Raw genomic sequence first — 19,569 nt, 5'->3', positions numbered from 1 at the left:
CATGCCGATCGTCGCCGCCGCACCCGCCGTGAACCCGCTCCCGACCGGCACCGTCCGTCTTGCGCACGGCGGAGTCTTCGCGCGTGCGCGGGACGAGATGCTGCACCTCGCGCGGGTGTACCCCGTCGACCGGGTGCTGGCCGTGTTCCGCCGCAACGCCGGACTCGACACCCGCGGGGCGCAGCCGCCGGGCACGTGGGAGGACTTCGGCCACCCGCAGGAGCAGCCCTGGAGCGAGACCGACTACCCCGGTCGCGAGCACGCCCAGACCGCCAACCTGCTGCGCGGCCACTACGCCGGGCACTTCCTGTCCATGCTCGCGATGGCCGCGGCATCCACTCACGAACCCGCGCTGCGCGCGAAGGTCGACGAGCTGGTCGCCGGCCTCGCCGAGGTGCAGGACGCTCTCGCCGCGACGGGCCGCTACTCGCACCCCGGGTTCCTCGCCGCGTACGGCGAATGGCAGTTCTCGCGGCTCGAGCACTACGCGCCGTACGGCGAGATCTGGGCGCCGTATTACACGTGTCACAAGATCATGGCCGGGCTGCTCGACGCGTATGAGCTCGCCGGCAGCGCGCAGGCGCTCGAGGTCGTCACGCGCATGGGGCACTGGGTGCACAGCCGGCTCGTGCGGCTCGACGCGGGCCGGCGTCAGCGGATGTGGTCGCTGTACATCGCCGGCGAGTTCGGCGGCATGAACGAGACCATGGCGCGGCTGAGCGTCGTCGCCGCCGAGCCGGTCTTCCTCGACACCGCCGCGATGTTCGATCAGGATGCGCTGATGGATGCCGGTGCCGCGCGCACCGACATCCTGACCGACATGCACGCGAACCAGCACCTGCCGCAGCTGCTCGGGTACCTGCGCCAGTACGAGATCACCGGCACGCCGCGGTACCTGGATGCCGTGACGGGCCTCTGGGGCCAGCTCGTGCCCGGCCGCATGTACGCGCACGGCGGCACCGGCGAGAGCGAGCTGTGGGGGCCGCCCGCCACGGTCGCGGGCGACATCGGCCACCGCAACGCCGAGACCTGCGCCACCTACAACCTGGTGAAGATCGCACGCCGGCTGTTCCAGCACACGCGCGATGCGCGTTACCAGGACTACATCGAGCGGGCGCTGGTCAACCACATCCTCGGGTCGCGGCGCGCGGTGCGCTCGGACGTGAGCCCTGAGGTCACCTACATGTTCCCGGTCCACCCGGGCGCGCTGCGCGAGTACGACAACGTCGGCACCTGCTGCGGCGGGACCGGCCTCGAGAACCACGTGTCCTACCAGGAGGCCGTCTTCGCCGAGGGCGACGGCGAGCTGTGGATCACGCAGCTGTTCGCAGCTTCGGCAGTGTGGGCGGGACTCGAGGTGACGGTCGACTCGGCCTACCCGGTGGGCGGCGACGTCCGCGTGCGGTTCGCGCGGGGTGCGGCGGGTGCTCCTCCGGACGGACCGGCGGCGACCCTCGCGCGCGCGATCCACGTGCGGATTCCCGGGTGGGTTCTCGGAACCGTGGACGTCTTCGTGAACGGCGAAAAGGCAGCGACGGGCATCCCCGCTTCGTTCGTGACGCTGGACCGCGTGTGGGCCGACGGTGACGAGGTGCGCTTCACCCTGCCCCTCCCGCTGCGCGCCGAGCGGACGATCGACGACCCCGGTCTGCAGGCGCTGTTCCTCGGCCCGACGCTGCTGCTGGCCCGCTCCGAGGCGACGACCGCGATCGGTGCGCCGCTGTGGGGGGCGCGTCGCATCGACGGCTCGTTGACCGGCGAGGCGCTGGCCGCGGGGCCGCTGAGAGGCGACGCTCCGGCCGCGGGGCCGCTGACCGGCGACGCTCCGGCCCGCGAAGCCCGCGCCGCAGATCTCGGAGCGGGCGTGATCTCGCTCGGCGGTCTCGAGTTCGAACCGTGCTGGTCGGGCGCCGACTCCCGCTACCACATGTACCTCCGCGCCGATGATGAGGTCATCGCGTTCGCCGGCGTTCTGACCGGTGTGCCGAACCGCCGCCGGCCGGATGGCTCGACCTTCCTCAGTGCTCTGTGGGCCGACGGCGCTTTCCGCGATGGCGACGCCTTGCTCGACCGCGTGCTCGAGGTCGCACTCGCCGTCCGTGCCGAAGGCCTGCTGTCGCGCGACGAGCTCGAGAACGTCCTGGTCGCGGCGGGGGAGTCCCTCGCCCGCATCGTCCCCGGGGCATCGCCTGACACCGCGAATGCGCGAACCGTCACGGTCACCACGGGCGAGCGGGCCGCGTGGTCCACCGCCGCGGACGGCACCCTCACGTGGACCGTGCCCGACGACGAGACGCCCGTGGCACCCGCCGTCGAGATCGTCGCCGACATCACGGCCGCGCCCTCCGGCTGGTACCTGTCGTCGCCGCGCGTCCATGTCCAGCCCGTCGACCTCGGTGACGGCGCCGAGCTGCAGTGCAGCTGGCGGCTCGACGGCGGCGCGTGGAACGACGGAGCGGGCCCGGTCGTGCTGGACGACGGCATCCACACCATCGATGCCCGCGTCATCGACGCCCACGGTGCCGTCGGATCGACGAGCCGCGAATTCAGCGTCGACACCGCACCGCCGGTCTCTCGCGCGCGCGTGAAATCGCTCGGCGCAAGCGTCGAGATCACGCTCGACGCCTCCGACGACGTGTCGGGCGTCGAGCGGATCCAATGGGAGGGACCGGGCACGTTCTGGGGCACCTTCCAAGAGGCGTTCGTCCGCGCGCTCACCGACACCGAGCAGGTCATCGAGTTCGCCGCCACCGACCGCGCCGGCAACGAAGAAGCGCGTCAGCGGATCGTGCTGCCGAGGAGGACCCACGCATGAGTTCCATTCCGTATCTGGATGCCGCCACCGTCAGCGAGCGGCTCACTCCCACAGCCACGGTCGACGCGCTCGCCGCGGCACTGGCCGGCGGGCTCGACGTCGAAGCCGACTCCCCGCGTCTGTTCAGCGGGCTGGCGCGCGGCGAGTTCCTGCTGATGCCCGCCGAAGTGCCTGGCGCGGTGGGCATCAAGGTACTGACCATCGCCCCCGACAACCCCGCCGCGGGGCACCCCAAGATCCAGGGGCACTACCTGCTGTTCGACGCGCAGACGCTCGCGCCGACCGCCATCATCGACGGCACCGCCCTCACGCTCGCGCGGACGCCGGCCGTCACGACCCTCGCGGTCACGCGCCTGTGGGGCGATCGGCCCATCCCGACGCTGCTGGTGCTCGGCTCGGGTCCGCAGGCCGAGGCGCACGTCCACTGGATCGCCGCGCATCGCGAGATCGGCCGCGTGCTCATCGCCGGGCGTTCGCCCGAACGCGCCGCGCCGCTGGTCGCGCGGCTCGCGGCTGCAGGGCTGAACGCGGGTGTCGTCATCGACGCCGCCGCCGCTGTCGCGCCCGCGACCGAGGTCATCTCGACCGCTGCGGCCGTGGCGGCGGCGGACGTGATCATCTGCGCGACGTCGTCCGCGGCGCCGGTGCTCGACGGGACGCTCGTGCGCCGGGATGCCGTCGTCGCTGCCATCGGGTCGCACGGCCTCGACGCGCGCGAAGTGGATGCCGCGCTCGTGGACCGTGCCGACATCGTGGTCGAAGCGCGCGCGTCGGCGCTGCGCGAGTCGGGCAACCTGCTCAGCGCGCAGCCGCGCGAGTACTGGGAGTCGCACCCTCCCGCGAACCTCGTCGACCTCGTCGCCGGCCGGGTGATCCGCCGCGCCGGCCACCCTGCCCTGTACAGCGCGGTCGGCATGGCGTGGGAAGACCTGGTCCTCGCCCGCCTGCTCGCCGACTGACCCGGCCCTGCCCCAACTGCGCAGAATCGCGCCAAGTTCGCACGCGAACGGCCGATCCGGTGCGAACTTGGCGCGATTCTGCGCACGTGGGGACCGTCGCGCGGTCGACCTCAGACCGTGAGCGCGAGCTCCGGCACGCCCAGGTTCGCGCCGCCGCGGTAGCGGGCGCCGGTGTGCGACGCGGGCAGCCGGTCGCCGCGGCCGAACAGCCTCTCGCGCAGCGTCGTCGGAGCCTCGTCCTCGCGCAGCCGGCCGCGGCGACGCAGTTCGGGCACGACCAGCTCGGCGAAGTCGCGGGCGGTGTCGAACGAGTGGTACTGCCGCAGGTTGATGCCGTCGATGCCCGCCTCGTCGAGCCACAGCTCGATCTCGTCCGCGACGACCTTCGGCGTTCCGGCGACGAAGAAGCGATCCTCGCGCCCCTCGATGATCTTGTCCAGCGCCTCGCCCACCGTCGCACCGGGCAGGGGGAAACGGCCCGAAGCAGCCGGTATCTCCGACAGCGGCGTCTCACGCGGATACGCGGTCAGATCCACCGGCAGGCTCGAATGCGCCAAGATGCCGTCGAGGCTCTGATGCGCCCGATAGGTCCGCAGCTTGTCGGCGGCCTCCGCTTCGGTGCGACCGACGACGACCCCGGCCTGCACGATGAACTTGATGTCACCGGCATCCCGATCCTGACCCACAGCCGCCGACCGCATCGCCTGCGCGTTGCGCTGGAAGTCTTCGACGGACCGGCCACCCGTGAACACGATCTCGGCATGCCGGCCGGCGAAGGCGATGCCCGCCGGCGACCCGGTCGCCTGGAACAGCACCGGCGTCCGCTGCAGCGAGGGCTCCGCCAGGTGGGGGCCCTTCACCCGGAAGTGCTCGCCGACGTGGTCGATGTACCGCACCTTCGACGGGTCGGTGTACAGGCCGCCGTCGCGATCGCGCAGGACCGCGTCGTCATCCCATGAGCCCTCCCACAGCTTGTACAGCACGTGCAGGTACTCGTCGGCGATCTCGTAGCGCTGGTCGTGCGGAACCTCCTGGTCGAGGCCGAAGTTCTGCGCCGCGTTCGGCAGGTACGACGTGACGATGTTCCAGCCGATCCGGCCCTTGGTGAGGTGGTCGAGCGTCGACATCCGCCGCGCGAACGCGAACGGCGGCTCGTACGTCGTCGAGAACGTGACGCCGAAGCCGAGCCGCTTGGTGACCGCGGCCATCGCCGGCACGACCAGCAGCGGGTCGTTGCTCGGAATCTGCATCCCCTCCCGCAGTGCGGTCTCGGGCCCGCCGCGGAACACGTCGTACGCGCCGACCACGTCGGCCAGGAAGATCCCGTCGAAACCGCCGCCCTCGAGGATCTGTGCGAGCTCGATCCAGTAGTCGATGTCGTTGAACCGCTCGCGGTTGTTGTCGGGCAGTCGCCACAGCCCGTGCGTGATGTGGCTGACCGTGTTCATCTCGAACAGGTTCAGGATGAGACGCTTCTTCTCGGCCATCAGCGGTTCTCCTCGGGCTGGGTGAGGGTGGATGCCGGAGTGCCGGCGTCGTCGGTGATGGATGCCGGAGTGCCGGCGGCGTCGGTCGCCTGGGCAGCCGACGCCGCGGCACCGCGCCACACGGGCCGTTGACCGTTGAGCTCGAAGTCGCCGATCGCGCGACGCCGCTGCGCCGCGGGGTTGTGGGAGTGCACGGTGCGGGCGTTGCGCCAATGGCGGTCGAGGGCGATGGTGCGGCTGACGGCCGAGGCGCCGCCGACCTCGAACAGCTCGGTGATCGCGTCGAGCACGATCGGGGCCACGACCTGCTGCAGCCGGAAGACATCGAGCAGGACGTCGCCGAGCGCATCCGCCCCGCCGCCGCTCCGGCGCCGCACGGCACCCTCGATGTCGCGCGCGCCCGACAACACCAGACGCACCGCGGCGTCGGCGGCGCTCGAGACACTCCCGACGGTCTCCTGCACCAGGGTGTCCTCGCGCGGCAGCGTCTCACCGGCGAAGCCGAAGATGCGGCGCCGCGGCCGCACGAACTCGATCGTGTCGCGCAGCGCGGCGCGGCCGATGCCGGCTACGACGGCCAGCAGCACGAGTTGGAACACGGCGGCGATGTGATCGCCGCGCTCCGGGTTCTCGCGTGCTGCCACGACGTCCGAGGGGTCGACGGGCACCCGGTCGAACGTCGTCGTGCCGGTGCCGGTGAGCAACTGGCCGAACCCGTCCCAGTCGTCGTACGAGACGACCCCCGGCTCGGAGGTCGAGACCGTGACGCCCACCCACTGCTCGCCGTCCAGGGCGCTCAGTTGAATCCAGTCCGCGTAGATGCTGCCGGTCGTGTAGTACTTGCGGCCGGTGAGCGTGAGCCGGTCCCCGTCGCGCTCGAGCACGGTCGTGAGGTCCGCGGTCGCGTTGCGCTCGGACTGGGCGTTGCCGATGAGGTCGCCGCGGGCGATGCGACGGGTCCACGTGCGGTTGTTCACCGGATCGGGGTCGTATTCGGCCAGCAGCCCCTCGACGAAGGCGATGTGCCCGCGGTAGATGTGAGCCAGGCTCGAGTCTGCGGCCGCGACCCGGATGAGCCGCTCCACGTACTGCTCGAAGCTCAGACCGAGCCCGCCCGACTCGACCGGCAGCCGGAGCGCGCCGAACCCGAGTGCCTGCAGCGCGGCGACATCGTCACGCAGCAGCGTGCCCGAGCGCTCCTGATCGGCGGCGCGCGCGGTGACTCCGATCAGCAGGGTGTCGAGCTCGCGGTCGAACTCTTCGAGGGTCGCGATGCGAGGCGCGACGAGTGAGGGGGAGGTCATATCGAGCGACTGTACGGCCGCGCATTGCTCACTCGCGTGCAGCGTTACGCCCGGCAACCTCGCATGTCGCCATGTGACATCGGGTTGCCCGATGTGACGACGCCGCGAAACACGAACGCACGCGACTGCTTGCATGAGCACGTCGCCGGGGCTGGTCCACGGCGGCATCCCTCATCCGGCGGCACTCTCGCCGCCCCACAAGATCCACCCGAACCCTCGCAGGAGCACCGCATGAGCATTCGCCCCCGTCGCCTCATCATCGCCGCCGTCGGCGCACTGGCATCCGGAGCCCTCATGGTCGGCTGCGCCGCGCCCACCGCCACCGGCACGCAGAGCACCGACAAGGCCGGCGGCAGCCTTGTGTACCTCGACGCCGAGTTGTCGAGCAACACCCAGCTGCAGTCGAGCGGCACCTGGCAGGACAGCGGGTACATCACCAACATCACCGACCGGCTGATCTACCGCGATCCGGCCACCGGCGAACTGCTGCCCTACATCGCCTCGGACTGGACCGTCTCGGACGACGGCCTGGTCTACACATTCGAGATCGTCGACGGCGTCACCTACAGCGACGGCACCCCGCTCGACGCCGCGAGCGTGCAGCGCAACCTCGAGTGGCAGGCATACGGCGATGAGGAGAAGGGCATCCCGGCCGACAACTGGTTCCCCGAGGTCGCCTCGGTCACCTCGGACGAGGCCGCTCAGACGGTCACCGTGACCCTCACCGCCCCGTACGCGCCGTTCCTCAACGTGCTGTCGTTCTGGCGCACGTCGCTGGTCGCCGACGCCACGATCGACGCGACCCTCGAAGCCCAGTCGCAGATCACCGGCATCATCGGCTCGGGGCCGTTCGTCGTCGAATCCGAGAAGTACGGCGAGGAGATCGTGTTCGCCAAGCGCTCCGGCTACGACTGGGCGCCGCCGAGCCTCGAGCACCAGGGCGAGGCGTACCTCGACGAGATCGTCGTCATCCCCGTCACCGAGGACAGCGTCCGGCTCGGGTCGCTCAAGTCGGGCGAGTCCGACCTCATCCGCTACATCCAGCCCAGTGAAGAGGCGGGGCTCGAAGCGGCCGGCATCACCGTCGTCGGTATCCAGGGCGCGGGCAACGTGAACATCTGGGATGTGCGCCAGTCGGCGCCGTTCGTCGACGACATCAACGTGCGACGCGCGCTGCAGCACGGCATCGACCGGCAGCAGATCATCGACGACCTCTACACCGAGAACTGGCAGGTCGCCACGAGCACGGTCACCCCGACGACCTTCGGCTACGTCGACCTCTCCGCCGAGCTGGTCTACGACCCCGACGAGTCGAACCGCCTTCTCGACGAAGCCGGATGGACCGAGGTGGATGCCGATGGCTACCGCACCAAGGACGGCGAGCGCCTGCACCTGCTGACCTACGTCGACGTGTTCGACAGCACCGCGAAGCCCCTGTTCCAGCTCGTGCAGTGGCAGTTGAAGAAGCTCGGCATCGAGCTCGAGATCAAAGAGACCGACTACGCGAACTACTCCACGATCCTCGCGAACCCTGACGTCGCGGTGCGCCGCAACGGCTGGCCGGAGGCCGACGCCTGGGTGCGCCAGAACGTCAACTACAACTCGACGCAGTCGAACCTGTACGGCTTCGCGCAGGCCGACGAGACGCTCGACGGACTGTACGCGGCGCAGGCGGTCGCGACCAGCGACCAGGAGCGCGCCGAGATCGTCGGCGAGATCCAGCGCCACGTGATCGACCAGGCCTACGGACTGCCGATCATCGACGACACGCAGGTGTTCGGCATCCAGCCGCACATCCACGACTTCGGCACCACCTACGAGGCGCGGCCGTGGTTCTACGACACCTGGACCGAGAAGAAGTAGCCGTGTCGCCGTCCGTGATCGTGCGGCGCCTGGGCCAGTCGCTGCTGGTCGTCGCCCTCACCTACGTGTTCGTCTACGCGGTGCTGTTCCTCCTGCCGGGCGACCCGATCGAGAGCCGCATCAACAACCCGCAGAACCCGATCCCCGAAGACCAGGCGCGGGTGATCATCAACTACTACAACCTCGACAAGCCGCCGCTGGAGCAGTTCTGGATCTCGGTGCAGCGCGTGCTGACCGGCGACCTCGGCTACTCGCTGAAGGACGGGCGCAGCGTCAACGATCTCATGGCGCAGGGCATCGGCGAGACGCTCGCACTGGCCACGCTCGCGCTCGTGTTCTCGGTCGCGCTGGCTCTGCTCATCGCGCTCGTGGCGGTGTTCGCGCCGTGGCCGCGGCTGCGCGGCGCGGTCCGCGCCCTGCCGGTGCTGGCGCTGGCGACCCCGGGCTTCCTGATCGGCCTGATCCTGCTGCAGGTGTTCGCCTACCAGCTCGGGTGGTTCTCGTCGATCCGCGACGAGGGCTTTAAGTCGCTCCTGCTGCCGGCGGCGACGCTGGCGATCGGGGTGAGCGCGCCGATCGCGCAGGTGCTGATCCAGGGCCTCACCCGGGCCTCGAAGGAGCCGTTCGTCACGGTGCTGCGCGCGTCGGGCACCGCACCGGGATGGATCATCGGGCGGCACGTCCTGAAGAACGGTGCGATCCCCGCCATCACGCTGCTGGGCCTGACGGTCGGCGAACTGCTGGCCGGGTCGGTGATCGCCGAGACGATCTTCTCGCGCACCGGCCTCGGGTTCCTCACCGAGCAGTCCGTGCGGGCGCAGGACGGCCCGGTCGTCCTCGCCGTCGTCATGTTCGTCTCGATCGTGTTCACCACGGTGAACCTGATCACCGACCTCGTCTACCCGCTCATCGACCCGCGACTGGCCGCGCGGCGCGCCGCACGCGCCACCGGGCCGGCGGGCGCGGGCGAGGACGACAGCACCGCGATCCGCGTGGCTGTGGGCGCCGGCGTGACCGCCGAGCCGCCGGCATCCACCCGCGAAGGAGCCCATTCATGAGTCAGCTCACCGCCGATGCGCCGGTCGCCGCTGTCGCCGCGCGCCGACCCCGGAACACACGGCGCCTGGCCGCCTTCGACATCGCCGCGCTCGCCTTCCTGCTGGTGCTCGCCGTGGCCGTGGCGGCGCCGGGGCTGCTGTCGCCGTACGACCCGCTCGAGGTCGCTCCCGGCCAGACCCTGCAGTCGCCGAGCCTCACCCACCTGTTCGGCACCGACTACCTGGGGCGCGACCTCTACACCCGGGTCGTCCACGGCACGGGGCGCACGCTCCTGGCATCCTTCATCGCGGTCGTCATCGGGCTGGGCGTCGGATCGCTCCTCGGGCTCATCGCGGCCTACTTCGGGCGGACCGCCGACACCGTCATCAGCCGCATCGTCGACGTGCTGCTGTCGATTCCCGGCCTGCTGCTGTCGATGGTCATCGTCGTCGCGCTCGGGTTCGGCTCGGTCAATGCGGCGATCGCGGTCGGCATCGCGTCGGTGGCGATGTTCGCCCGGCTCATGCGCTCGGAGGTGCTGCGCGTACGCGCGCTCACATTCGTGGAGTCCGCACGTCACCTCGGCGTGCGGCCGGTCGGAGTGCTGTGGCACCACGTGCTGCCGAACTCATACGGGCCGGTGCTGTCGATGACCACGCTGCAGTTCGGCGCCTCGATCCTGTGGATCGCCGCGCTGAGCTTCCTCGGCTACGGCGCCCCGCCGCCCCAGCCCGAGTGGGGTCTGCTGGTGGCCGAGGGTCGCGAGTACATCTCGTCCAACCCCACGCTGACCCTGCTGCCGGGTCTCGTGATCATCCTCACCGTGCTGTCGATCAGCCGCGTGAGCCGCCTCCTCTCGCACGTACCGAACGGAGCCGACGCATGACACTCACCGCACCTGCCGCGCACGACCTCGCGCGCATCGACGACCCCGCCCCGACCCTGGCCGTCCGCGGCCTGTCGGTCTCGTACCGCCGCGACCACGACACGCGGACCGTGGTGGACGACGTGACCTTCACCGTGCCGCGCGGCGAGACCGTCGCTCTGGTCGGTCAGTCGGGCTCGGGCAAGTCGAGCATCGCGCTCGCCGCCGCCGGACTGCTGCCGGTGAACGGCGCGGTGGCCGGCGGGTCGATCGAGTTCGAGGGCAGGGATGTCACCGGCTTCGGCGACCGCGAGTGGCGCCGTCTGCGCGGGCGCGACATCGGGTTCATCCCGCAGGATCCACTCAGCTCGCTCGACCCGCTCCAGACGATCGGCTCGCGCCTGCGCGGCGAGCTGCGGCGCCGCGGCGTGCCGCGCGCCGAGCGCACCGCCGGTGCCGTCGACCTGCTGCAGCGAGTGGGCATCGCCGATGCCGTGCACAAGCTGGGCCGGTACCCGCACGAGCTGTCGGGCGGTCAGCTGCAGCGCGTGCTCATCGCCATCGCGATCGCCGGCACGCCGCGGTTGCTGATCGCCGACGAGCCCACCTCGGCGCTCGACGTCACCGTGCAGCGCACGATCCTCGACCTGATCGACGACCTGCGCGTCGACCTCGGGCTCTCCGTCCTGTTCATCACGCACGACCTCGCGCTGGCCCGCGACCGCGCCGAACGGATCGCCGTGCTGCACAACGGGCGCCTCGTCGACCACGGCCCGACCGCGCTGGTGCTGGACGACCCCGCCGACGACTACACGCGCGTGCTGTTCACCAACGCCCCCGCGCTCAGTCCCGACCGCTACGCGGACCGGCTGCGCGCGGTCGCGGCATCCCACCCCCTTGCCGTGTCCGTCTCGGGACTCGTCAAGCGGTTCGCGGGGACGCCGGCACCTGCCGTCGCCGGCGTGGATCTGGCCGTGCGGCGGGGGAGCATCCACGCGCTGGTGGGCGAGTCCGGCTCGGGCAAGTCGACCATCGCGCGCATCGTGGCCGGGCTGGAGTCGTTCGACGCCGGAGCGGTGAAGGTGGGCGAGCGCGCGCTCGCGCCCGACCCGCCTTCATCGAACCCGCACGCGCGACAGCTGCAGCTCGTGTACCAGAACCCGCTGTCGGCGCTGGACCCGCGGCTGCCGGTGCGGCGACTGATCGAAGAGCCGATCGGCCTGGCCACCGGCGCCGGCGCGGCCGACCGCAAGCGCAAGGTCGACGAGGCGCTGGACCGCGTCGCCCTGTCGCACGAGCTGCTCGACCGGCGCCCCGCGGAGCTCTCGGGCGGACAGCGGCAGCGGGTCGCGATCGCCCGGGCGCTCGCGCTGAGCCCCGAGATCTTCGTGCTCGACGAGCCGACCTCGGCCCTCGACGTCACCGTGCAGGCGCAGATCATCGACCTGCTCATGGAGCTGCGCGACCGGGACGGGTTGACCTACCTGTTCATCTCGCACGACCTGAGTTTGGTGCGCCAGATCGCCGAGGAGGTCTCGGTGCTCGAGCACGGCCGCCTCGTGGAGCACGCCCCGACCCGCGAGCTGTTCGCCCGCCCGCGCGAGGCCTACACGCGGCGCCTGATCGACGCGATCCCGGGCCGCGTGGCCGTCGCGGAGGAGGACGCGGCCGCGTAGAACGCGCGCACGTGCGCAGACTCGCGCCAAGTTCGCATCGATACCGGGATCCGGGTGCGAACTTGGTCGCATTCTGCGGACCTGGGGATGCCGCGTGGTCAACCCCACACACGGCGAAGGCCGCCCGGGTTCACCGGACGGCCCTCGAGAAACAGCAGACTCAGTTGCTGCCGCGCAGGATCGCGATCATGCGGAGGATCTCGACGTACAGCCACACGACGGTGACCATGATGCCGAATCCGCCCAACCAGCCGAACTGGCGGGGCGCACCGTTGCGGACGCCCTGCTGGATCGAGTCGAAGTCGAGCACGAGCGAGTACGCGGCCATGATGACCACCAGGACGCCGATGATGAGGCCGAGCGGGATGCCGAAGACCGGCTGGCTCAGCATGCCGAAGGGGCCCGCACTGCCGGCCGGGAAGGCGCCGAACATCATCATGACGACGTTGATCAGCGAGAACACGAGGTAGCCGACCATCGCGATCAGGAAGATCTTGGTGGCCTTCTTCGACGCGCGGATCTTGCCGCTCGCGAACAACGCCAGCGTGACACCCACGACCGACAGGGTGGCGAGCGTGGCCTGCAGCACGATGCCGGGCCAGATCATCTCGAAGTAGGCCGAGATGCCGCCGACGAACAGTCCCTCGAAGGCCGCGTAGGCGAAGATCAACGCGGGGCGGATCTTCTTGCGTGAGCTGAAGATGACGACCATCGCCATCACGAACCCGCCGAGCGCGCCGATGATCCACGGCATGATCGTGGGCTCGGGGTTCGCGGCGGTCACCGGCGACATCGTCCACATCCAGCCGACGACGGCGGTCACCAGGAGGATCGCGAACAGGCCGAGCGTCTTGACGACGGTGTCCTCGACGGTCATGCGACCGGTGTCGATGGAGCCGGCCGGCGGGGCGGCGTACATGCCCTCCAGCTGCGCGTTGGCGGCGGCGTCGACCGTCGCGTGCGAGGCTGCGGAGGTCTGCGTGGCGCCGGCCTGCGTCGCTGCGGGCGGGGTCAGGCCCGGGCGCTGCTCTTGGAACGCGGGGTTGTTGAATGCGAAGTTGCTGGAGGCCATGGTCTCTACTTACTCCAAAGTCGGCTCGCAGCGAGTTGCTGCGGGCCTCCAGGCTATCCGACGCATGCCTGCGCAGGGCACTGGGCGGCTGAAAAACCGCCCGGAACTCCGCGTCGCCGGGCCGGGTAGCCTGGACGGATGCCGCGCCGCACACCGCTCGTCATCGGACACCGCGGCGCCCCCGGCTACCGCCCCGAGCACACCCGGTCGTCGTACGACCTCGCCCTCGAGCTGGGGGTGGATGCCGTGGAGCCCGACATCGTGGTCAGCAGAGACGGCGTGCTCGTCGTCCGTCACGAGAACGAGATCGGCTCGACCACCGACGTGGCCACCCGCGCCGAGTTCGCCGGACGCCGCACCACGAAGACCATCGACGGCACCGCGCTGACCGGCTGGTTCGCCGAGGACTTCACCTGGGACGAGCTGGCCACCCTTCGCTGCCGGGAGCGGCTGCCCCAGCTGCGGGCCGGCAGCGCGAGCTTCGACGACACCCAGCCGGTGCTGCGGCTGCGCGACGTGCTCGACCTCGTCTCCCGGGCATCGCTGGATCAGGGCCGCGAGATCGGCGTGGTCCTCGAGATCAAGCACGCCACCTACATGGCCGGCCTCGGGTTCGACCTCGCCGGACTCATCGCCGCCGAGCTGCACGCGGCGGGATGGGCCGACGGACGGCTGCCGCTGATCGTCGAGTCCTTCGAGGGCACGATCCTCGACGAGGTGCGCGACCACGGCATCCGGGGAACGTACATCTTCCTCTGCGAGTCGTCGGGCCGTCCCTTCGACCTCGTCGCCGCGCACGGCCGGCACGCGCCCACGTACCGCTCGCTGCTGCAGCCGGAGGGGCTCGACGCGCTGGCCGGCCGGGTCGACGGCATCAGCCTCGACAAGCGCATCATCCTCGCCCCCGACCGGCGCGGACGCGCCACCGGCCCCGCCCCGGTCGTCGCCGACGCGCACGCACGCGGAATGCGGGTGTTCACCTGGACGTGCCGCCCCGAGAATGCCTTCCTCATCGGCCAGTTCCGGCGTGGACGCGACAAGGCGGCGTTCGGGTGCTACGAGTCCGAATGGCAGCTGATCGTGGATGCCGGGGTCGACGGCGTCTTCGTCGATCACCCCGACTTGGGCGTCGGCATCTTCCGCTGAGAAGTTGCCGAATCGTTCTCAGCCAAGTCATAGAAAGGCCCTAGGGTGAGCGCATGACAGACGCCGGTATCAGCGCGCGCGGGGTGCGCCGCTCCTTCGGAAATGTCCATGCCGTCCGCGACGTCTCGCTCGACGCGCGCGCCGGCGCCGTCACGGGCCTCGTCGGGCCGAACGGCTCGGGCAAGACGACCCTCCTGCTGATCCTCGGGTCGCTGCTGGCCCCGGATGCCGGAGCGGTGCGACTCGGCGGCATCGACCCGATCGCGGACCCGGCGTCGGCCCGCGCCATCCTGGGATGGATGCCGGACGCGCTGGGCGCCTGGCCCTCTCTCACTGCCCGCGAGACGATCGTCACCACCGGGCGTCTGTACGACCTCGACCGCGACGTCGCCGCACGCCGCGCCGCCGAGCTGCTCGACACCGTCGGGCTCGCCGATCTGGCCGACGCCCCGGCCCGCGTCCTCTCGCGCGGCCAGAAGCAGCGGCTCGGCCTCGCCCGCGCGCTCGTGCACGACCCGCAGATACTGCTGCTCGACGAGCCTGCCTCGGGCCTGGACCCGCAGGCCCGCGTCGACCTGCGCGTGCTGCTGCGTCGCCTCGCCGCCGACGGCCGCACGATCCTCATCTCGAGCCACATCCTGTCCGAGCTCGAGGAGGTCGTCGACGACGCCGTGTTCCTCATCGCCGGCGAGACCGTGAGTTCCGAGCGCATCGCCGCCGCGGCGACCCGCGAGCGGATGTGGCGCGTGCGCCTGGCGGACCGCGATCCGCAGGCGGGCGCGCTGCCGGTCGCGCAGGCCCTCGGGCGCGACGTCACCGGCATCCGGATCGACCGGCGTGATCTGCTGGTGAGCTTCGCCTCGGATGGCGAAGCCGCCGCGGGACTGACCGCCCTCGTGGGCGCGGGGCTGCCGATCGCCGAGTTCGCGGCCGCGACCGGCGCACTCGAACAGACCTTCCTCGACCTCGAAGGAGGACAGCGATGAGCTTCTCGCGGCTGTGGACCATCGCCCGGCTCGAGCTGCTGCAGCGCGTGCGGACGGTCTCCTGGTATGTCCTGCTCGGCGTGTTCGCCCTGCTGCTGGTCGGGATCACGCTGCTCGCATTCCTCGCCTACGGCTTCGTCGACCGGGCCGGGGCCGGCGTGTACTCGGTCGTCGTCAACATCACCCTGCTGCTCGTCCTGCTGGTCGCTCCGACCCTCAGCGGCAACAGCATCAACGGCGATCGGGATGCCGCCACTCTCGCCCCCGTCCAGGTCACCCTCGCGACGACCGGCGAGATCCTGCTCGGCAAGTTCGTGGCCGCGTGGCTCACCGGGCTGGCCTTCGCCGCCGTCACGGTGCCGTTCCTGATCATCGCCACCTTCGCCGGCGGCGTGGACCCGATCGTCGTGCTGGTGTCCTCGGTGGTGCTCGTCGTCGAGACGGGGATCATCGCGGCCATCGGTGTGGCGATCAGCGGCATCCTGGCCCGTCCTCTCTTCTCCGTCGCGACCACCTACCTGATCGTGGCCGCCTTCGCGATCGGCAGTCTCATCGGCTTCGGGCTGGTGGGCGCCAGCGTCTCCTCCGAGGCGACGAACTCGTACCGCTCGGCCGTGTACGACCCCGTCACCGGCGAGCCCCAGTGCGTCGAGGGCGTCGAGTCGTGCGGCAGCAACCCCGAGCAGATGGTCTGCGGCGAGTGGCAGGTCGACACCTACAACGTGCCGCGCTTCGATCGGGTGTGGTGGCTGCTGGCCACGAACCCGTTCGTGATCCTCGCCGACGCCACCCCGACCCAGTTCGACGAGCACGGTGACCCCGTCGACGTGTTCGGCTGGATCAAGGTCGGCGTGCGCGGCGCCCAGCAGCCGCCTCAGCTGGAGACCTCGTGGGACGAGTGCGCGCCGTGGGAGGACCAGCAGGACGAGGTGCCGACGGGCGAGGAGATCGTCGCGAACTCGGTGCCCAGCTGGTTCGTCGGACTCGGTGTGCAGGTGCTGCTCGCGGTCGTGCTGCTGTGGTGGGCGTGGTTGCGCACGCGCACCCCGGCGCGCACGTTGCCGCCCGGAACGCGCATCGCTTGACACATGTGCAAGATGAGATTCCTCTCATTCTGACAAGGTGCTCCTTCCGGTGGCTGTCAGTGTCTGCATAGCCTCCTATCAGCCTTCACTCACCTTTTCGTGAAGGCGTGCCCCCACATCCGGAAGGCGGTCCCATGCAACGACGCATCTTGGCAGTGGTCGGAGCCCTCGCGCTCACCCTGCCCACATCCGCGGCTTTTGCCGCGGCACCCGGTGACGATCCGTCATCGAGATTCCTCGAGTCCGGCTCGGCCGGGCAGATCGACAGCAGCTTCACGCCGTCCGTCGGCGCCGATGGTCGCGTCACGGTCGTGATCGAGATGGAGGGCGACCCCGTCGCCGTCGTCGAGGCGGAGAAGGGCAGCGACCTCTCGAAGAGCGAGCGCTCGGCCGTCAAGAGCAAGCTGAAGAAGGCGCAGGACTCGATCCGCGGGTCGATCAACGGCAAGGGCGGCAAGATCCACGCCCAGATGCAGTCGGCCTACAACGGCATCCAAGCGTCGGTGCCCGTCGACAACGTCGACGCGATCGAGGCGCTGCCCGGCGTCGTGGCCGTGCACCCGGTCACCGTGCAGGAGCTCGACAACGCGGTCTCGGTGCCGTTCCTGGGTGTGCCAGAGGTGTGGGAGAGCACCGGCTACACCGGTCAGAACATCAAGGTCGCCATCATCGACACCGGCATCGACTACACCCACGCCACCTTCGGCGGCCCGGGCACGGTCGACGCATTCGAGGCAGCCGCGGCCACCTCTGACCAGCCCGCGGACCCGGCGCTGTTCGGACCCGGCGCGCCGCGCGTCAAGGGCGGCATCGACCTGGCCGGCGACGACTACGACGCCAGCGGCTCGGGCGACGCGCTGATCCCGCAGCCCGACGCCAACCCGCTGGACTGCCATGGACACGGCTCGCACGTGGCCGGAACCACCGGCGGCAGCGGCGTGCTCGCCGACGGCTCGACCTACGCGGGACCGTACGACCAGACGACCTCGGACAACGACTTCATGGTCGGCCCGGGCGTCGCGCCGCAGGTGGACCTGTACGCGGTCCGCGTGTTCGGCTGCGACGGCTCGACGGACCTGACGGTGCAGGCGATCGACTGGGCCGTCGACAACGGCATGGACGTCATCAACATGTCGCTCGGCTCGTCCTTCGGCCGTGCCGACGACCCCAGTGCCGTGGCGGCATCGAACGCCGTCGGCGCGGGCGTGGTCGTGGTGGCCTCGGCCGGCAACTCGGGTCCCAACCCGTACCTCACCGGCGCGCCCGGTGCCGGTGAAGGCGTCATCGCGGTGTCGGCCGTGGACAGCACCGAGTCGTTCCCCGGTGCGATCGTCACCGTCGACGGCACGGCTGTCGAGGCGATCAACGCCAACGGCGCCGACCTGTCGGCCGTCGGCGACCTCGAGGTCGTCGTCGTGACCGACGACCCGGCGACGCCGGCCAACGAAGCACTCGGATGCGCGGCATCCGACTACACCCAGGCGGGGGTCACCGAAGGCGGCGGACAGCTCGCCGTCGTTCAGCGCGGCACGTGCGCGCGGGTGGCAAAGGCGATCTTCGGCCAGCAGGCCGGGGCAGCCGCGGTGCTCATGGTCAACTCCGACAACACGCTGCCGCCGTACGAGGGCGAGATCACCTCGAACCCCGACGACGGCACGCCGTACACCGTGACGATCCCGTTCCTGGGCGTGCGCGCCTCGGACGGTGCCGCGTTCACGACGGGGGCGACCGCGACGGTCGTCGGAGCCGAGATCTCCAACCCCGGCTTCCGCGGCTACGCGAGCTTCAGCTCGTCGGGTCCGCGCAGCGGTGACAGTGCGATCAGCCCGAACGTGGCTGCTCCCGGCGTCGCGATCGCTTCGGCGGGCGTCGGCACCGGCAACGGCGCGGCGATCATGTCGGGCACGTCGATGGCCGCACCGCATGTAGCAGGTGTCGCCGCGCTCGTCGTCGAGTCGCACCCCGACTGGACCGCTCCGCAGGTGGGCGCGGCGATCGTCTCGACCGCCGACCCCGAGAAGGTCGCGGGCCAGAGCAACACCCGCGGCGGCGTGGGCCTGGTCGACACCGCGCAGGCGGTGGCGACGCAGGTCACCGCGACCGGTGACGCGTTCCGCACCGAGAGCGGCTGGGCGCGCGAGGCGGGGCTGAGCTTCGGCTTCGAGGAGTCGTGGCTCGGTTTCGGGGGCATCAAGACGGTCACCATCCGCAACGACGGCGACGAGACGGTCAAGTTCGGCGTCTCGACCACGGCGACCGAAGAGTCGGTGCAGGCATCGGTGCGGGTTGCGCCGAAGTCGGTCACAGTGCGTCCGGGCAAGACGGCCAAGGTCATCGTGACCCTCGCCGCCTCGGCGAAGGACGTGCCGGGCTCGCTGTCGGGCGATGATCAGTTCTCGTTCTCCGATATCTCGGGCAACGTCGTGCTCACGTCCGAGCAGTCCACGCTGCGGGTGCCGTACCTGCTCGTGCCGCGCTCGAACAGCGACGTCACCACCCAGACCAAGCGGCTCGTCTCCAAGCGGGACAAGGGCGAGGTCACGGCGGAGATCGCGCTGCGCAACACGAAGGGCGCGCTCGACGCGAGTGCCGACGTGTACACGTGGGGTCTGAGCGACAAGAAGGACACCCCGCGCGCGTTCGCCAAGACCGGCTACGACCTGCGCGCCGCCGGTGTGCAGTCGTTCCCGGCCGGCGGCGACCACCTCATGGTGTTCGCGGTGAACACGCACGACCGGTGGTCGAACGCGGCGAGCAACGAGTTCGACGTCGTCATCGACAACAACGGCGATGGCACCCCGGACTGGATCGTGTTCTCATACGACTCCGGTGTGGTGCGCACGGGATCGGTCGACGGCACCGCGGAGGTGTTCCTCCAGAACATCGCCACGGGGGCCACGTACGCGAGCGGGTTCCTGGCGCAGGCGCCCACCGACAGCAGCACGATCCTGCTGCCGGTGTGGGCCGGCGACATCGGCGTGACGGGGGCGTTCGACTACACCGTGGAGTCGGTCAGCCTCACCACGGACGGTGAGGATGCGATGGACGGCTGGGCATCGTACGACCCGACTGCGCCGGCGGTCAGCAACGGCCAGTTCGCGACCGTTCCGGTCCGCGGCAGTGCGAAGGTGTCGGTCGTCGTCGACGTCGACGCCGCCGCGGCGCAGCAGCCGCTGGGCAGCATGATCGTCGTCCCCGACAACGAGTCGGGTGCCGATGAGGCGCTGCTGGTGAACCTCAGGTAGCACCGGGTCCGAGGGGGCGGCATCCGCG

At 70.6% G+C, this 19,569-nt stretch carries 13 protein-coding genes; 10 read left to right on the top strand and 3 right to left on the bottom strand.

The window, feature by feature from the left end:
- Position 1 precedes the first annotated feature (1 nt).
- Positions 2-2,815: a beta-L-arabinofuranosidase domain-containing protein gene (locus BKA10_RS08855; RefSeq protein ID WP_183499560.1), complete on the top strand. Its 2,814-nt coding sequence runs from the start codon at positions 2-4 to the stop codon at positions 2,813-2,815.
- Positions 2,812-3,774, top strand: a complete 963-nt coding sequence (locus BKA10_RS08850) for an ornithine cyclodeaminase family protein (RefSeq protein ID WP_183499559.1) — start codon at positions 2,812-2,814, stop codon at positions 3,772-3,774. Before BKA10_RS08855 ends, BKA10_RS08850 begins: the two co-directional genes overlap by 4 nt.
- 110 nt (positions 3,775-3,884) lie before the next feature.
- Here the strand turns inward: BKA10_RS08850 and BKA10_RS08845 are convergent, their stop codons facing one another.
- The gene (locus BKA10_RS08845; RefSeq protein ID WP_183499558.1) at positions 3,885-5,261 is read right to left on the bottom strand and encodes an NtaA/DmoA family FMN-dependent monooxygenase; all 1,377 of its coding nucleotides are present in this window, start codon (positions 5,259-5,261) and stop codon (positions 3,885-3,887) included.
- Entirely contained in the window at positions 5,261-6,565 is a 1,305-nt protein-coding gene (locus tag BKA10_RS08840; RefSeq protein WP_183499557.1) for an acyl-CoA dehydrogenase family protein, read from the bottom strand. Before BKA10_RS08840 ends, BKA10_RS08845 begins: the two co-directional genes overlap by 1 nt.
- A 231-nt stretch (positions 6,566-6,796) precedes the next feature.
- Between BKA10_RS08840 and BKA10_RS08835 the strand changes: the two genes are divergently transcribed.
- Genes BKA10_RS08835 through BKA10_RS08820 form a run of 4 tightly spaced genes read left to right on the top strand, consistent with a single transcriptional unit; the run spans position 6,797 to position 12,007 of the window.
- Entirely contained in the window at positions 6,797-8,428 is a 1,632-nt protein-coding gene (locus tag BKA10_RS08835; RefSeq protein WP_183499556.1) for an ABC transporter substrate-binding protein, read from the top strand.
- Between the two features lie 2 nt (positions 8,429-8,430).
- The gene (locus tag BKA10_RS08830; RefSeq protein ID WP_206686482.1) at positions 8,431-9,486 is read left to right on the top strand and encodes an ABC transporter permease subunit; all 1,056 of its coding nucleotides are present in this window, start codon (positions 8,431-8,433) and stop codon (positions 9,484-9,486) included.
- Positions 9,483-10,352, top strand: a complete 870-nt coding sequence (locus tag BKA10_RS08825; protein WP_183499555.1) for an ABC transporter permease — start codon at positions 9,483-9,485, stop codon at positions 10,350-10,352. The genes BKA10_RS08830 and BKA10_RS08825 overlap by 4 nt, the downstream gene beginning before the upstream one ends.
- Entirely contained in the window at positions 10,349-12,007 is a 1,659-nt protein-coding gene (locus BKA10_RS08820) for a dipeptide ABC transporter ATP-binding protein (RefSeq protein WP_183499554.1), read from the top strand. Before BKA10_RS08825 ends, BKA10_RS08820 begins: the two co-directional genes overlap by 4 nt.
- A 160-nt stretch (positions 12,008-12,167) precedes the next feature.
- Here BKA10_RS08820 and BKA10_RS08815 read toward each other — a convergent pair whose 3' ends face one another.
- Positions 12,168-13,079 (bottom strand): Bax inhibitor-1/YccA family protein, encoded by a 912-nt coding sequence (locus BKA10_RS08815; protein ID WP_183499553.1) that lies wholly within the window; start codon positions 13,077-13,079, stop codon positions 12,168-12,170.
- Between the two features lie 138 nt (positions 13,080-13,217).
- Here BKA10_RS08815 and BKA10_RS08810 point away from each other — a divergent pair, with 138 nt between their 5' ends.
- The 4 genes from BKA10_RS08810 to BKA10_RS08795 all read left to right on the top strand — a co-directional run bounded on the left by BKA10_RS08810 (position 13,218) and on the right by BKA10_RS08795 (position 19,541).
- The gene (locus BKA10_RS08810) at positions 13,218-14,225 is read left to right on the top strand and encodes a glycerophosphodiester phosphodiesterase family protein (protein ID WP_183499552.1); all 1,008 of its coding nucleotides are present in this window, start codon (positions 13,218-13,220) and stop codon (positions 14,223-14,225) included.
- 53 nt (positions 14,226-14,278) lie between these two features.
- A complete protein-coding gene (locus BKA10_RS08805; protein WP_183499551.1) occupies positions 14,279-15,211 on the top strand; it encodes an ABC transporter ATP-binding protein in 933 nt (310 codons plus the stop codon).
- A complete protein-coding gene (locus BKA10_RS08800; RefSeq protein ID WP_183499550.1) occupies positions 15,208-16,296 on the top strand; it encodes an ABC transporter permease in 1,089 nt (362 codons plus the stop codon). Before BKA10_RS08805 ends, BKA10_RS08800 begins: the two co-directional genes overlap by 4 nt.
- A 134-nt stretch (positions 16,297-16,430) precedes the next feature.
- Positions 16,431-19,541, top strand: a complete 3,111-nt coding sequence (locus BKA10_RS08795; RefSeq protein WP_183499549.1) for a S8 family peptidase — start codon at positions 16,431-16,433, stop codon at positions 19,539-19,541.
- The last annotated feature ends 28 nt before the right edge of the window (positions 19,542-19,569 follow it).

It is taken from the genome of Microbacterium invictum (genome assembly GCF_014197265.1).
Classification (GTDB): domain Bacteria; phylum Actinomycetota; class Actinomycetes; order Actinomycetales; family Microbacteriaceae; genus Microbacterium; species Microbacterium invictum.
Note: the sequence above shows the minus strand (reverse complement) of the source record. Positions and strands in the feature narration are given on the sequence as shown.